The sequence below is a fragment of the Pseudomonas sp. FW305-3-2-15-C-LB1 genome (assembly GCF_058787615.1).
Genome location: NZ_JBYSZX010000022.1, coordinates 54,728 through 67,643, shown reverse-complemented (window position 1 = coordinate 67,643; position 12,916 = coordinate 54,728). Strand labels below are relative to the sequence as shown.

Genomic DNA, 12,916 nt, shown 5'->3' with positions numbered 1-12,916 from the left:
GTCTGGGCGGACAATGGCTCCATCCCCACTCCCTTCCCTTCGGAGGCCTTATGACCAAGATGGCACTTTTCCTGTTCGGCTTTTTGGTACTGACCATCGGCATCGGCCTGCTCGCGACCATCTCGCCGGTCTGACGCTCAGCCGGCAAACAGCATCGGGTACAGCGACAGCACCAGCAACCCGGCCATCGTCCAGTTGAACAGGCGCAACCAGCGCGGCTCACGCAGCACATTGCGCAAGCCGCTGCCACATCCGACCCATACACACACACTGGGCAGGTTGACTACGGCGAACACCAGCGCGATCACCAGCACATTGGTGACGTAACCTTCGGCCGGCGTGTAGGTGGTGATTGCGCCCAGCGCCATGATCCAGGCCTTGGGGTTCACCCACTGGAACGCCGCCGCGCCGAGGAAAGTCATGGGTTTGCCCTGTTCATCAGGGCTGTCGGACATGCCGCCCGCCGTCGCGATCTTCCACGCCAGGTACAGCAAGTACGCAGCCCCCACGTAGCGCAACACCGTGTAGGCCCACGGGAACACCTTGAACACTTCGCCCAGCCCCAGCCCCACCGAAATCACCAGCAGCATGAACCCGATGCTGATCCCCAATGCATGGGGCATCGAGCGGCGAAAGCCGAAGTTCACCCCCGAGGCGAGCAGCATGGTGTTATTGGGCCCGGGCGTGATGGAGGACACGAAGGCAAACAGCACAAAGGCGTACAACAGGCTGGTAGACATGAACATGACGCGGCATCCAAACGGCAGTGGTATGCCTGCGACAGTAGAGGGTTATCGACCGCCCTGCCCCGTACAGCCATGGCGGGATTGAGGCATACACTTTTTTGCCGTGGTTTTCACAAACCTTTCACAGACAAGCGCCTAGGCTGGCCTCAGCTCCTAATGAACATCCCTTTAGCCCGCGCTCCCCACGCGGGCTTTTCTTTGCCTGGGCTATCGTGTAACCCGTTGGCAAGGGTTGCAGGGTCAACAGTACAACGCACTGTTTTAGTTCTGCGGCCGTTGTTTGGTCGAATCCAGCTCGGCTTTTTTACCCGTGGAAATCTCGGTGATCTGCGCAGACTTGGCAATCGCGAAATCGAACGTGTCTTGCATCTTCGCAATCGCGTCGGTCGACGTGCCGTTCAATCCACCGTTGGCGGCCCAATCGAAGTTCCACACGCCGGAGAGGTTATCGGCGCCCGGCACATCGTGGGTTTCGATGGCGGTGAAAACGTCGGGATGACGCTCCATGTACTTGGCCGCATCGCAGACTTCGGCCGGCACCTTGCCCGAGGCGTTGTTGGCCAGTTGGGTCAGCTCCTGCTTGGTAATGGCCGACTTGCCGGTCTGGCGCATGTAGTCGGCAATCACTTTGCTGGACTTGGCGATGTTCAACTTGTCATCGAACGCCGACGGTGACGCTTTAGGTGTGTTTGCCCCGCTGCCGGCGGGCGTTACGGTGGTAGACATCGGCGCTGCTCCCCTGATGGTACGAATGAAATCGTCGTGCTGACGATAGCCAGGAACAGACGTTAGCATGGGCAATGGGCCATTAATCTGTGCTTCACAACAATTCACAAGGCCATGGTCTACAGCTTCTGTGAAAGCCTGCCAATCCATTACCATGAACCTGTATTCATGCCGATTAATTGCCAGCCGCCGACCCGGACCCCAGTCATGAGAGACCTACCGCCCACCGCCACGCTGCGAGCTTTCGAAGTAGCGACCCGGCATGCGACGTTCACATCGGCTTCAGAAGAGTTGCATGTGACTCAGAGCGCCGTCAGCCACCAACTCAAGCACCTCGAAGACCTGTGGGGCCTGCAGCTGTTCCAGCGCGGCAAGGCGTTGCGGCTGACCCCGGCCGGGGCCGCACTGGCGCCCATCGTGCGCGAGTTTTTCATGAACCTTGAGGCCACCCTGGCTGACCTGCGGGAACAAAAAGGCCGGGTTCGCCTGAAGGTCAGCACCACCTATTCGTTTGCCTTGAAATGGCTGCTGCCCAGGTTGCCCAGCCTGTCGCAGCAACATCCGGAAATCCTGATCACGCTGGAGACCAGCGACAAGGCCATCAAGTTCTCCAGCTCAGACCCGGATGTGGCCATCCGGCTGGGCAACGGCAATTATCCCGGCCTGCACTCGGAATTCATGCTCCGCGAGCAGATCTTCCCGGTGGCCAGCCCGGATCTGCTCAACCGTTTCGGCGCGCCCCACGAGCCCGCTGAGCTGCTGCGTTACCCGTTGCTGACGCGCGACGGCGCAGACCTGGTGCCCAAGTGGGACGCCTGGTTCGAGCATATCGGCGTCAGCATTGCACCCCTCAAGGAAAGCGTCAGGTTCGCTGACACCAACATGACCATCGAGGCGGCGCTGCTGGGCCAAGGTATTGCGCTGGCGCGAAGCGGCCATGTTGAAGCTGAAATCAACGACGGCCGCCTGATCAGGCTGTTTGAGCTGCCGTTCGCGTCGCCGGTCGGCTACTACTTTGTCTGCCCCAAAGGGATCGAAACCCAGCCACACATCATCAGCTTTCGTAACTGGCTGTTGGCCGAGTCGATGCAGGCACAGCAAAATTATGAGTGATGCATGAGCATTCACTCATGACAGGATGAAAGGACTTCGCTGTTAAACACGCCCTTGTGGTGTTTACCATGGCGCATGCCTTTACCCATCGTTCTACTCATCCTCTTCGCCGCCCTCTTGCATGCCAGCTGGAACGCATTGTTGCGTGTCGGCGCCGACCGGCTGTGGTCAATGACCATGATGTGCGTGGCGGTCGCCATCGCCAGCAGTGTCATCGCCTTGTTTCTCGCCCCTCCCGCGCCAGCCAGTTGGCCCTACGCCGTGCTGTCTGGCGTGTTGCACGTGGGCTATAACCTGTTCCTGGTGCGAAGCTACAAGGTGGGCGACCTGGGGCAGACGTACCCGATCGCACGCGGTTCCTCGCCCATTCTGATCACGCTTTGCGCCTTGGTGTTTGCCGGTGAAACGCTCAGCACGAACGCTCTGATCGGCATCCTGCTGGTATCCGGCGGCATTATTTCTCTGGCCTTCAGACAGCGCAGACTGGCGGTGCCCAGCCTGCCCTACGCCCTGGGCACGGGTTTTTTCATCGCGGCCTACAGCGTCACGGACGGTATTGGCGCGAGGCTGTCCGGCGCACCGATGGCCTACACCGTATGGATGTGTGCGCTCTGGGGCGTATTGATGCCCCTGGTGTACATCGGCCTGCGCGATACACGCAGCCTCTTCGCACCACGCCCCGGCGTCATCACGGCCTTGATCGGGGGGCTTGTGTCCCTCCTGGCCTACGGCATCGTCATTTACGCCATGTCCCACGCGCCGATGGGCGCCGTTTCGGCCCTGCGCGAAACCAGCGTGCTGTTCGCGGCATTGATCGGTTATTTGTTTTTGGGCGAGTCGCTGACTGCCCGCAAAGTCCTGGCGTGCGTGGTCATTGCGACCGGCACCATGCTGATAGGCTGATCCTTAACCCCTCAAAGGAGGTCCAAGCAATGAGTACTGTGTCTTCGACACCGCTGATTCTGATTACCGGCGGCAGCCGCGGTGTCGGCGCGGCAACCGCGCGCCTTGCAGCGGCGCAAGGCTACGATGTCGCGATCAGCTACGTCAGCAACGAGGCGGCCGCGCTCGGCGTGGTGGCGGATGTGCAAGCGTTGGGGCGCCGTGCCCTGGCCATCCGCGCCGACAGTGCGGATCCTGCTCAGGTCGCGCAGCTGTTCGCAGCCATTGACCAGACGTTTGGCCGTATCGATGTGCTGGTCAACAACGCCGCGATCATTGCCCTGCAGTCACGCTTTGAAGACCTCGACTTTGCCCGCATGCAGCGCATCTTCGCGATCAATGCCATCGGCCCGATGCTGTGCGCGCAGCACGCGGTGAAACGCATGTCGCTGCGCCACAATGGCACGGGTGGCAGCGTGATCAACGTGTCCTCCGCCTCCGCCCGGCTAGGCAGCCCCAACGAGTATGTCGATTACGCTGCCTCCAAGGGTGCCCTGGAGACATTCACCACCGGGCTGTCCAAGGAAGTCGCGCGCGAAGGCATACGCGTCAACTGCGTACGGCCTGGGCATATCTACACCGACATGCACGCCAGCGGCGGCGAACCGGGGCGTGTGGATCGGGTCAAGGACAGCATTCCCATGGGCCGTGGCGGCGAAGCCGAAGAGGTGGCCCGCGCTATCCTGTGGCTGGCCGGTAAGGAAGCGTCGTTCATCACCGGGACCTTTCTGGATGTGACAGGCGGCAAGTAGGCGGCAACCGCCGATTAACGGGAGGCGTGCTGGTCCCGGTGCCGGGCCAGCCCTTCCAGGGTGAACCGCGCTTGCATCAGCACCACCTCCCGCACCTGTTCCATTTCCTTCTGGTTCACTTCGCTCCACTGCAACGCCTCCAGCAGCTTGGGCTTCTGGATGCGGAACGCCAGGCCCTGGGTAAACAGCGCCATGGAATGGATCACCGTGCGCTCATCCTCCAGCGCCAGGCCGGCCACGCGTGCGATCAGTTGGCGGATGACCCGCGCAATACGCGCCTTGAAACGCTCCTCGAAAGCCATCGTTGCGCTTTGCGGGCACAACCCGGCCTGGTGGCGATCCATGAACGCACGCCAGGCCGTGGTTTGCGGGCTGTCCTGGATGGTTGAAACCACGGTGCCCAGGATGCCCAGCGAGGCGTCGATCAGCGCGTTGTCGCCGGAATCGGCATCGGCCAGCACGCTTTCCGCCGCCTCCACCGGCGGCGACATCTTGCGCCACAGCAGCGTGATCAAGTGCTCGACGCACGCCAGGTACACGCCTTCCTTGCCATCGAAGTAGTACTGGATCGCAGGTGCGTTGACGCCGGCAGTCGTGGCGATATCACGCGTGGACGCCCCATCGTAGCCACGCGCGCCGAATACCTCGACGGCCGCCTCGATAATGCGGGCGCGGGTTTCTTCGCCGCGCTGGTAACCACCCTCGGCGGCAGGTTTGTGTCGTGCCATGTGCAGCTCCCTTCGAATACCGGATCAAAATATACCAGTTGACAAAAATTCGCGAAAAAAGGAATTTATTCCACTCGTTATAAATCTGGAGTGACCTCGATGTCGGCTGCACCTCCCTCCCCTCAGGTCATGCCTGAAGAAACCGTCAAAGGTCAACGTGGCAAGGCCCGGCGCATCCTGCTCAGCGTGGCCGGCGTCGCCGTGCTGGCGGGCGTGTCATGGGGCGCCTGGTGGTGGATCACCGGGCGGTTTATCGAGACCACCGACGACGCCTACCTGCAAGCCGACAGCATCAGCGTGGCGCCAAAGATCAACGGCTACGTGGCCGACGTTCTGGTGAGCGACAACCAGAACGTCAAGCGTGGCGACGTGCTGGTGCGCCTGGATGCGCGCAAGTACCAGGCCGTGAGCGACGAAGCCAGCGCGACCATTGCCGCACGCAATGCCGACTTCGCCAAGGCCCAGGCCGACCTGGTGCAACAGGACTCCACCATCGCCGAAGCCCGCGCCCAATTGCAGGGCGCCGAGGCCGATGCCCGGCATGCGCAGACCGAAGTCGCCCGCTACGCGCCGCTGGCCCGCTCGGGCGCCGAACCGGAAGAGCGCCTGGCCCAACTGAACAACCAACTGGCACAGGCCCGCAGCACCGTGGCGGCCAAACAGGCGGCGCTGCGGTCCAGCCAGACTCGCTACGGCACGTTGCAGGCCCAGCTCAAGCAGGCCCAGGCGCAACTGGGCGTCGCCAAGGCCAGCGAGGCGCAAAGCCAACTGGACGTCGACGACGCGGTCATCCGCAGCCCGCTGGACGGCCGTGTGGCTGACCGTGGCGTACGCGTGGGGCAGTACGTGCAACCTGGTACGCGTTTGCTGACCGTGGTGCCGATCAGCGCGATCTACCTCACCGCCAACTACAAGGAAACCCAGATCGGTGGCATGCGCCCCGGCCAGACCGTCACCGTGCATGTCGACGCCCTGCCCGGCCGCGACCTGCAAGGCCACATCGACAGCCTGGCGCCCGGCACCGGCGCGCAGTTCGCCCTGCTGCCGCCGTCGAATGCCACCGGTAACTTCACCAAGATCGTGCAACGGGTACCGGTGCGCATTGCCCTGGACATACCGGATGACCTGCGTGCCGCATTGATGCCAGGCCTGTCGGCCACCGTGGAAGTCGACACCCGCACCCATGCCGCAGACGCCAACCATGGCTGAGGCGAGCATGGCCGGGGTGGCTGCCGAGAAACCGCGCAACGCCTCGCTGACCGACTGGATCGCCGTCGCCGCCGGTGCACTGGGCGCCTTGCTGGCGACCCTGGATGTGTCGATCACCAACTCGGCGCTGCCGCAGATCCAGGGCCAGATCGGCGCCACCGGCACCGAAGGCACCTGGATCGCCACCGGCTACCTGATGTCGGAAATCGTGATGATCCCGCTCGCGGCCTGGCTGACCCGAGTCTTCGGCCTGCGCCGGTTTCTGATCGGCACCGCACTCACCTTCACCCTGTTCTCGATGTTCTGCGGCTTGTCCACCAGCCTTGGCGCGATGATCGCCGGGCGCATCGGCCAGGGCTTCGCCGGCGGCGCGATGATCCCGACCGCGCAGACCATCGTGCGCACGCGTCTGCCGCCCCACCAACTGGCCATCGGCACCACGATGTTCGGCATGACCGTGATCCTCGGCCCCTTGCTCGGCCCGGTGATCGGCGGCTGGCTGACGGAGAACATCAACTGGCGCTGGTGCTTCTTTCTCAACCTGCCCATCAGCATCGCGCTGATCACCCTGCTGATCACCGGCCTGCCCAGCGAGCGCATGAACCTGCAGCGCTTTATCAGCGCCGATTGGCTGGGCATTCTGGGGCTGGCCATGGGCTTGAGTTCGCTGACCGTGGTGCTGGAAGAAGGCCAGCGCGAGCACTGGTTTGACTCGCTGCTGATCGTGTGGCTGAGCATTGCCACGGTCACCGGTTTTTTCCTGATTGCCGTGGGGCAATTGCGCTCCAGTACGCCGATCCTGCGCCTGCCACTGGTGCTCAACAAAAGCTTTGGCAGCGTGTTGCTGATCGGTACGGCGGTGGGTGCGGGGCTGTATGGCACGGCGTATCTGGTGCCGCAATTTCTCGGGATTCTGTCCGGCTACAACGCGCAGCAGTCCGGCGCGATCATGCTGTTGTCGGGGATTCCGGCGTTTTTGCTGATGCCGATCCTGCCGCGAATGCTCGGCCGCTACGACCTGCGCTGGATGGTCGGCGCCGGCCTGCTGCTGTACTGGGCCAGTTGCTTTGTAGACACCCTGTTGACCGCCGACAGCGTCGGCCATGATTTTGTGTGGTCACAGTTGCTGCGCGGCTTCGGGCAGATCCTGGTGATGATGCCCCTCAGCCAACTGTCCATGCGTTCGGGAGAGACCAAAGACGCCGGCGACGCGGCCGGGCTCTACAACATGTCGCGCAACCTCGGCGGCACCATTGGCCTGGCGTTGCTCGGCGTGATGATGGACCGGCGCAGCCACTTCCATGACGACCGGCTGCGCGAAGGCATCCTGGCCAACAGCCAATTGACCCAGGACCACATGGCCAGCAACACCGCCAGCTACCTGGCACAAACCGGCGACGCCTCCACCGCCTCGTTGCAAGCCATGGCCCAACTGGCCAACGACATCGCCCGCCAAGCCTCGGTGATGGCCTATAACGATTCGTTCTACGTACTGGGACTCGCAATGCTGGCGTGCCTGCCCCTGATCTTCATCCTGAAAAAGCGCACGGTACAGCCATGATTGCTCGCTCGTTTCCTCTGCTCCTGACCGTTGGCCTGCTATCGGCCTGCACCGTAGGCCCGGACTACTCAGGCGCACCCGACGCCGCGCCGAAAACCCTGGCCGCCGGGCATTTGCCCCATGCCGACCGCCAGGTGCCAAGCGCCCCGGCTGTGGCGCAGTGGTGGCGAACGTTGAATGACCCGCAGCTCAATGAACTGGTCGAGATGGCGCTGAACAACAGCCCCGACATTGCCACCGCCCAGGCCCGCTTGAAACACTCCCGCGCCAGCCTCAGCGGTGCGCGGGCCGACGCCCTGCCCAAGGTCACCGGTGACGCCGCGATGCTCAAGCTACGCTCGCCCGACACCTCCGCACTGGGTGGCGGCGGTGCCGGTCGCGGGCCGTTGACGCTCTACCTGGCCGGCTTCGATGCCAGTTGGGAGGCCGACCTGTTCGGCGGCACACGTCGCGCCGTCGAAGCCGCGCAAGCCGAAGCCGACGCTGCCCAGGCGCAACTGGCCGACGCCCAGGTGCAACTGGCCGCCGAAGTGGTGCAGGCCTACACCGACCTGCGCGACCAACAGGCACGCCTGGCGTTGGTAGACGCGAGTGTCGACATCGAAAACCAGGCTCTCGACCTGACCCAGCAACGTCGCAGCCGTGGCGTGGCCTCACAGCTGCAACTGGAACAAGTCCTCACCCAGGCAGAAAACACCCAGGCCCAGCGCCTGCCGTTGCAAGCCGCCATCGTTGAATCCCTGGATCAACTCGGCCTGCTCTGCGGCCGAGAGCCCGGCGAACTGGATGGCCGCCTCGCCACCGCCAAAGCCCTGCCCGCCATCCCCGGTGTGGTACCCGTGGCAGACCCCGCCGCCCTGCTCAAGGCCCGCCCCGACATCCGCGTCGCCGAACGCAAACTGGCCTCCAGCAACGCGCAGATCGGCGAGAAAACCGCCGACTGGTTTCCCAAGCTCAGCCTGATGGGCGACCTGTCATTCTCTGCCGGCGACCCCGGCCACCTCGCCCGCAAGGACAACGGCACCTGGCTGATCCTCCCGCGCCTGACCTGGAACGCGCTGGACTTCGGCCGCGTGGCCGCCAGCGTCAAAGGTGCCGAAGCCGGTCGCGACGAAGCGCTCGCGCACTACAAAAGTGTGGTACTGAGTGCGCTGCGCGACGCCGATGTGGCCCTGGCGCGGTACGGCCATCAACGCCAGAACGTGGTGCTGTTGCGCAGTGTGGAATCCTCGGCAGTGCGTGCGGCAGACCTGACCCGCCAACGCTACCGTGCGGGCACCGCCAGCACCCTGGATTGGCTGGATGCGGAGCGTACCCGCTACCAGGCCCAGGAGAACCGGATTTCCGGGGACGCGGAACTGCTCAAGGATTTTGCTTCACTGCACAAGGCATTGGGGCTGGGCTGGACGTTGTGACACATCAGGCGTTTGATGGGAGAAATTCCATTCAAGACCGATCTGGCGGAGATCGGGATGGATATCATGGGGTTTGACCTGAAGTGGGAGGGGCAATAAATGAAAGAACTGATCCAGGGGCTCGACGGCCCCAGAACGGCACAGCAGGAATTGTTCTACGACCTGGAGGACGCCGCCGCTGTGATTGGCTGGTCGGTGGTTGAATTGACGGCTTTAGCCGCCAGCGGTCGGACGCCGGATGAGGCCGTGGCGCTGATGAAAATCTGCGCGTTGCTGGCAGCGCAACAGGAAAGGCTTCACGCGTATGCAGGTGAGGTGAAAGACCAGCGCATCGCCAGGTCTGAAATCCTGTAATCACAGGAGGCATACCCCAATGGCGCGCAGCCGACGAACAACGTGAAAGAATTCACATTTATTGACACTGGATATTGAAGCTCAAAATTTGACCAAATAATATTTTGCCGCAACCGAGCACACACCTTATACGGATATTGCTCTGCACCAGCTCGGGAGCCACGCGCGTGCAGACAATAAAACATTGAGGTTTGCCATGCGTCTTTCCAAGCTCGCTCCATCCGCCGCCCTGTTCAGTCTGATCGCCCTATCGGCACAAGCCGCTGACTTGAGTGCCCTGACAGGGGCTCTGTCCTCTGCTCTGGGTGGTGCAAACAACACCACCAATAACACCAATTACTCCAATAACGCCTCCTCCTGCCAGCAACAGGTCCGCGACCTGCAGGCGAACATCAATGCAGCCAATGCCAAGGGCGATACCTTGCGCGCAACCGCCTATCAAGCTGCGCTGACCCAGACAAACAAGAGCTGCAGTAACGCCAGTTACAACACCCAGGCCCAAGTGAATACCAACCCGCAGCACCAACAAAACGTGAACAAGGCAGCGGATGCGATCAATGCAATCGGTGGGCTGTTTAAATAAGCCGGAAAGTCGTGTGCGAGAGGCCCGCAATTGCGGGCTTTTCCATGCCTGCGGGACGTGCCCTGCAAAAACCTTGATCGGCACGCCCGTACTTTCGTCCAGGCAATAAAAAACCCCGCAGACGCTAATCTGCGGGGTTTTCAAGAGTGGAGGCCGAGGTCGGAATCGAACCGGCGTAGGCGGATTTGCAATCCGCTGCATAACCATTTTGCTACTCGGCCTCAAACGATCAATGTCCCGACTGCTGACACTCACCGCATAAAAACTTGAGTGGGCTGTACAACCCTGCCTCTACTCTAACTCATTGAATACATTGAAGTTTTTAATGCTTCATTGCGTTCGATGGGCGCCATTATGTACGTATTTGCCTAGGCGTGCAACCCCTTGATTTCAAAAATATTTCGTATTGGCATCAAGGGGTTGCGGGCCTGCCCTACTCCTTGATGCGCAGTTGTTGGTACTGCGGGTCGGCCTTGATTTGGGCTTCGGTGAAGGGCAGCGGGCGCAGTTGTTTTTGGGAGAAGGCTCGGGTCTGGTCCTTGGCGTGTGGGGAAGCCGGGTTGCTGGACTCGGAGAACGCGAGCACGCCTTGGGCATGGGGCCCCTGGTCGTCGAAGGTGACGATTTGCAGGTAGCTGGTGCCGCTGACCACTTCGCGCTTGCCGTCGGCGCGGGGCACGGTTTGCATGGCGTTGTAGATGCCGAGTTCCTGCGGGCCGCCGTGGATCGGAGTTTGCCCGGCGACTTGGACCTCACCCCAGGTGCTGCTGGCGGTCAAACCGCGTTTGGCGACGTCGGCGGTGGAGGCCAGCATGGCTTCGCGCAGGGCTTTGGCGACATCGGCGCGGTCGATGGCCAGGCCGCGTGGGGTGGTGAGGGGTTGGGCCGGGTCGAAGGCCACGCGCCAAGCGTCGGGGATTTGCTGCAGGTGCTGCACCAGGTTGATGAAGTGCACCAGGCCGAGGCCGCTGTCGAGGTTGGCGCGCTGGTCCCAGGCTTTCAGGCTGGAGCACAGGGGGTGCAAGGCAGGGGCGTCGCTGCCGAGGTGTCTGGCGCAGAACGCGAGCAGATCGGGCATGACTTGGCCGGCCAGGTACACCTCGTTGTCCATCACCATGTCTTGCAGGTCGCTGACGCTGATCGGTTTAGCCAGGGATTGCAGGCGTTGCAGGGCAAAGCGCGCACGTGGGCCGAGGCCGAGATGGTCCTGGCTGATCAGCGGGGAGAAACCGGTCAACGGCGCCTTGGGGTTGGCCAGCCACGCCGAGTCATTGGAGTGCTGCACGTAATCGGTGCGTTGCAATTGCGGCAGTTGGTCGGCCGGGAAGATCCCAGCCTGTGCTGCACGCGGGTCAACGTCCCAGGCACAGGCACTATGGGCGCCGTCGAGCATGATCATCTGCAGGCCGGCGCGTGGGTCGCTGCATTGCGCCAGTTTGGCCGCGCTGACGTTGGGCACCACCGACAGGTTCATGTACAGGCTCTGCCCCTGGTCATCGGCGGCCAGGGTGTTGACCCACGGGATGCCTTGCAGGGTGTGCACCGAGGTTTTCAGCTCATTGAGGCTGCCGGCACGGTTCATCGCGTACCACTGTTGCAATACACGGTCGTTGCCCAGGTTGGCATCGCGCAGGCTGAAGGCGTAGTGGCTGTCCCAATCGAGCTTGCCCGGCCACTGCACCACCGGGCCGAACTGTGAGCTATAGACGGTGTGCGATTGGTCCTTGAGGCTGCCATCGGCCTGTTTGACCTGCACGGTTACCGTGGTTTTATCCAGGGCGACCGATTTGCCATCGAGCATGTAGCGCGTGGAGTCCTTGGGGTCCAGGGTCAGGCGGTACAGGGTGAAGTGCTTGGACGTGTCCACGGTGTGGGTCCACGCCACATGCTGGTTGAAGCCGATATTGATCACCGGCAGGCCCGGCAGCGCAGCGCCCATTACATCCAACTGGTCGGGGATGGTCAGGTGCATCTCGTAAAACCGCATGCCGCCCACCCATGGGAAGTGCGGGTTGGCCAGCAACATGCCGCGCCCGTTGAACGAGCGGTCACGCCCCACTGCCACGGCGTTACTGCCACGATCGAAGGCGAAACGCTGTTGATTGGCCACGACCTGATCAAAGGCCTTCGCACTGCTCGACACACTGGCGGTTGCTTGAGGCGGCGCCGCACCCACCAGGGCTTCGGCGAATTGGCCGACACCGCCTTCGACCAACAGCCTGCGGGTCAGCTTGACCAGATCTTCAGCCACCAGTGGCCGTACCCACGCCGCCTGGCACTGCGCAGGCGCGCCCTGCTCTTTCAGATAACGGTTGTAGCCGGCCACATAACCTTCAATACGCTGCTGGATCTGCGGGCTCTGCGCCTTCCAGAATGCCGCCACCGCATCCGGCGTATTGAGCCAGCCAAAGAACAGGTCGCTGGCCAGGTTGTTGCGCTCTTCCAGGGTCGCCTGCTCGGGGCCGAAGAAGCGGGCGCGCTGGCCATTTACGGTGACCACTTCATTGGCCAGCAGGCACAGGTTGTCCTGGGCGTAGGCGTAGCCAATGCCGAAGCCCAGGCCACGTTCATCGTTGGCGCGGATATGCGGTACGCCGTAACTGGTGCGGCGGATGTCCGCCGCCGCTGGCGTCACCTGCTCCCGCGCAGAGGCGGCCAGGCCCAACCCCAGCAACACTCCGGCCATGCAGACCCTGGACAACCCATTGGAAATAATCACGCAGACTCCACCGTCAGATTTAACCGTCTCACAAGGGGCAATAACCCCACCGTAAGAACGCAAATCAC

Annotated in this window: 12 protein-coding genes and 1 tRNA gene; 8 read left to right on the top strand and 5 right to left on the bottom strand. The window is 62.4% G+C overall.

Annotated features, from left to right (window positions below):
- Positions 1–137 precede the first annotated feature (137 nt).
- Both AC3WP7_RS27645 and AC3WP7_RS27640 read right to left on the bottom strand, forming a co-directional pair.
- Positions 138–746 (bottom strand): LysE family translocator, encoded by a 609-nt coding sequence (locus AC3WP7_RS27645; RefSeq protein WP_102592910.1) that lies wholly within the window; start codon positions 744–746, stop codon positions 138–140.
- Between the two features lie 261 nt (positions 747–1,007).
- Positions 1,008–1,472, bottom strand: coding sequence for a hypothetical protein (locus AC3WP7_RS27640; protein ID WP_071488195.1), 465 nt, complete (start codon positions 1,470–1,472; stop codon positions 1,008–1,010).
- A gap of 207 nt (positions 1,473–1,679) precedes the next feature.
- On the opposite strand from AC3WP7_RS27640, the gene gcvA reads away from it, so the two are divergent.
- The 3 genes from gcvA (at position 1,680) to AC3WP7_RS27625 (ending at position 4,279) form a co-directional block, all read left to right on the top strand.
- A complete protein-coding gene (gene gcvA / locus AC3WP7_RS27635) occupies positions 1,680–2,585 on the top strand; it encodes a transcriptional regulator GcvA (protein ID WP_102592911.1) in 906 nt (301 codons plus the stop codon).
- Positions 2,586–2,660: 75 nt separating this feature from the next.
- Positions 2,661–3,488, top strand: a complete 828-nt coding sequence (locus AC3WP7_RS27630; RefSeq protein ID WP_102592912.1) for a DMT family transporter — start codon at positions 2,661–2,663, stop codon at positions 3,486–3,488.
- 29 nt (positions 3,489–3,517) lie between these two features.
- Complete coding sequence (locus tag AC3WP7_RS27625) at positions 3,518–4,279, top strand: SDR family oxidoreductase (RefSeq protein WP_102592913.1); 762 nt, start codon at positions 3,518–3,520, stop codon at positions 4,277–4,279.
- Between the two features lie 14 nt (positions 4,280–4,293).
- Here AC3WP7_RS27625 and AC3WP7_RS27620 read toward each other — a convergent pair whose 3' ends face one another.
- On the bottom strand, positions 4,294–5,007 hold the full coding sequence (locus AC3WP7_RS27620) for a CerR family C-terminal domain-containing protein (protein ID WP_092243837.1): 714 nt from the start codon (positions 5,005–5,007) through the stop codon (positions 4,294–4,296).
- Positions 5,008–5,106: 99 nt separating this feature from the next.
- Here AC3WP7_RS27620 and AC3WP7_RS27615 point away from each other — a divergent pair, with 99 nt between their 5' ends.
- The 5 genes from AC3WP7_RS27615 to AC3WP7_RS27595 all read left to right on the top strand — a co-directional run bounded on the left by AC3WP7_RS27615 (position 5,107) and on the right by AC3WP7_RS27595 (position 10,129).
- On the top strand, positions 5,107–6,216 hold the full coding sequence (locus AC3WP7_RS27615; protein ID WP_102592914.1) for an HlyD family secretion protein: 1,110 nt from the start codon (positions 5,107–5,109) through the stop codon (positions 6,214–6,216).
- A complete protein-coding gene (locus AC3WP7_RS27610; protein ID WP_102592915.1) occupies positions 6,209–7,777 on the top strand; it encodes a DHA2 family efflux MFS transporter permease subunit in 1,569 nt (522 codons plus the stop codon). The genes AC3WP7_RS27615 and AC3WP7_RS27610 overlap by 8 nt, the downstream gene beginning before the upstream one ends.
- Entirely contained in the window at positions 7,774–9,192 is a 1,419-nt protein-coding gene (locus AC3WP7_RS27605; protein WP_102592916.1) for an efflux transporter outer membrane subunit, read from the top strand. Before AC3WP7_RS27610 ends, AC3WP7_RS27605 begins: the two co-directional genes overlap by 4 nt.
- Before the next feature lie 99 nt (positions 9,193–9,291).
- Positions 9,292–9,546: a hypothetical protein gene (locus tag AC3WP7_RS27600; protein WP_093121067.1), complete on the top strand. Its 255-nt coding sequence runs from the start codon at positions 9,292–9,294 to the stop codon at positions 9,544–9,546.
- A gap of 196 nt (positions 9,547–9,742) precedes the next feature.
- Positions 9,743–10,129, top strand: a complete 387-nt coding sequence (locus AC3WP7_RS27595) for a DUF1090 family protein (RefSeq protein WP_071488186.1) — start codon at positions 9,743–9,745, stop codon at positions 10,127–10,129.
- Positions 10,130–10,276: 147 nt separating this feature from the next.
- On the opposite strand, the gene AC3WP7_RS27590 is transcribed toward AC3WP7_RS27595, so the two are convergent.
- Both AC3WP7_RS27590 and pvdQ read right to left on the bottom strand, forming a co-directional pair.
- A tRNA-Cys gene (locus AC3WP7_RS27590) sits at positions 10,277–10,350 on the bottom strand.
- A 212-nt stretch (positions 10,351–10,562) separates the two neighbouring features.
- Positions 10,563–12,848, bottom strand: coding sequence for a bifunctional acylase PvdQ (gene pvdQ, locus AC3WP7_RS27585; RefSeq protein WP_102592917.1), 2,286 nt, complete (start codon positions 12,846–12,848; stop codon positions 10,563–10,565).
- Between the last annotated feature and the right edge of the window lie 68 nt (positions 12,849–12,916).

What these genes read in the sequence shown, in the direction of transcription:
- AC3WP7_RS27645 (WP_102592910.1), bottom strand. Translation starts at nt 746, where the DNA reads ATGTTCATGTCTACCAGCCTGTTGTACGCCTTTGTGCTGTTTGCCTTC.
- AC3WP7_RS27640 (WP_071488195.1), bottom strand. Translation starts at nt 1,472, where the DNA reads ATGTCTACCACCGTAACGCCCGCCGGCAGCGGGGCAAACACACCTAAA.
- gcvA (WP_102592911.1), top strand. Translation starts at nt 1,680, where the DNA reads ATGAGAGACCTACCGCCCACCGCCACGCTGCGAGCTTTCGAAGTAGCG.
- AC3WP7_RS27630 (WP_102592912.1), top strand. Translation starts at nt 2,661, where the DNA reads ATGCCTTTACCCATCGTTCTACTCATCCTCTTCGCCGCCCTCTTGCAT.
- AC3WP7_RS27625 (WP_102592913.1), top strand. Translation starts at nt 3,518, where the DNA reads ATGAGTACTGTGTCTTCGACACCGCTGATTCTGATTACCGGCGGCAGC.
- AC3WP7_RS27620 (WP_092243837.1), bottom strand. Translation starts at nt 5,007, where the DNA reads ATGGCACGACACAAACCTGCCGCCGAGGGTGGTTACCAGCGCGGCGAA.
- AC3WP7_RS27615 (WP_102592914.1), top strand. Translation starts at nt 5,107, where the DNA reads ATGTCGGCTGCACCTCCCTCCCCTCAGGTCATGCCTGAAGAAACCGTC.
- AC3WP7_RS27610 (WP_102592915.1), top strand. Translation starts at nt 6,209, where the DNA reads ATGGCTGAGGCGAGCATGGCCGGGGTGGCTGCCGAGAAACCGCGCAAC.
- AC3WP7_RS27605 (WP_102592916.1), top strand. Translation starts at nt 7,774, where the DNA reads ATGATTGCTCGCTCGTTTCCTCTGCTCCTGACCGTTGGCCTGCTATCG.
- AC3WP7_RS27600 (WP_093121067.1), top strand. Translation starts at nt 9,292, where the DNA reads ATGAAAGAACTGATCCAGGGGCTCGACGGCCCCAGAACGGCACAGCAG.
- AC3WP7_RS27595 (WP_071488186.1), top strand. Translation starts at nt 9,743, where the DNA reads ATGCGTCTTTCCAAGCTCGCTCCATCCGCCGCCCTGTTCAGTCTGATC.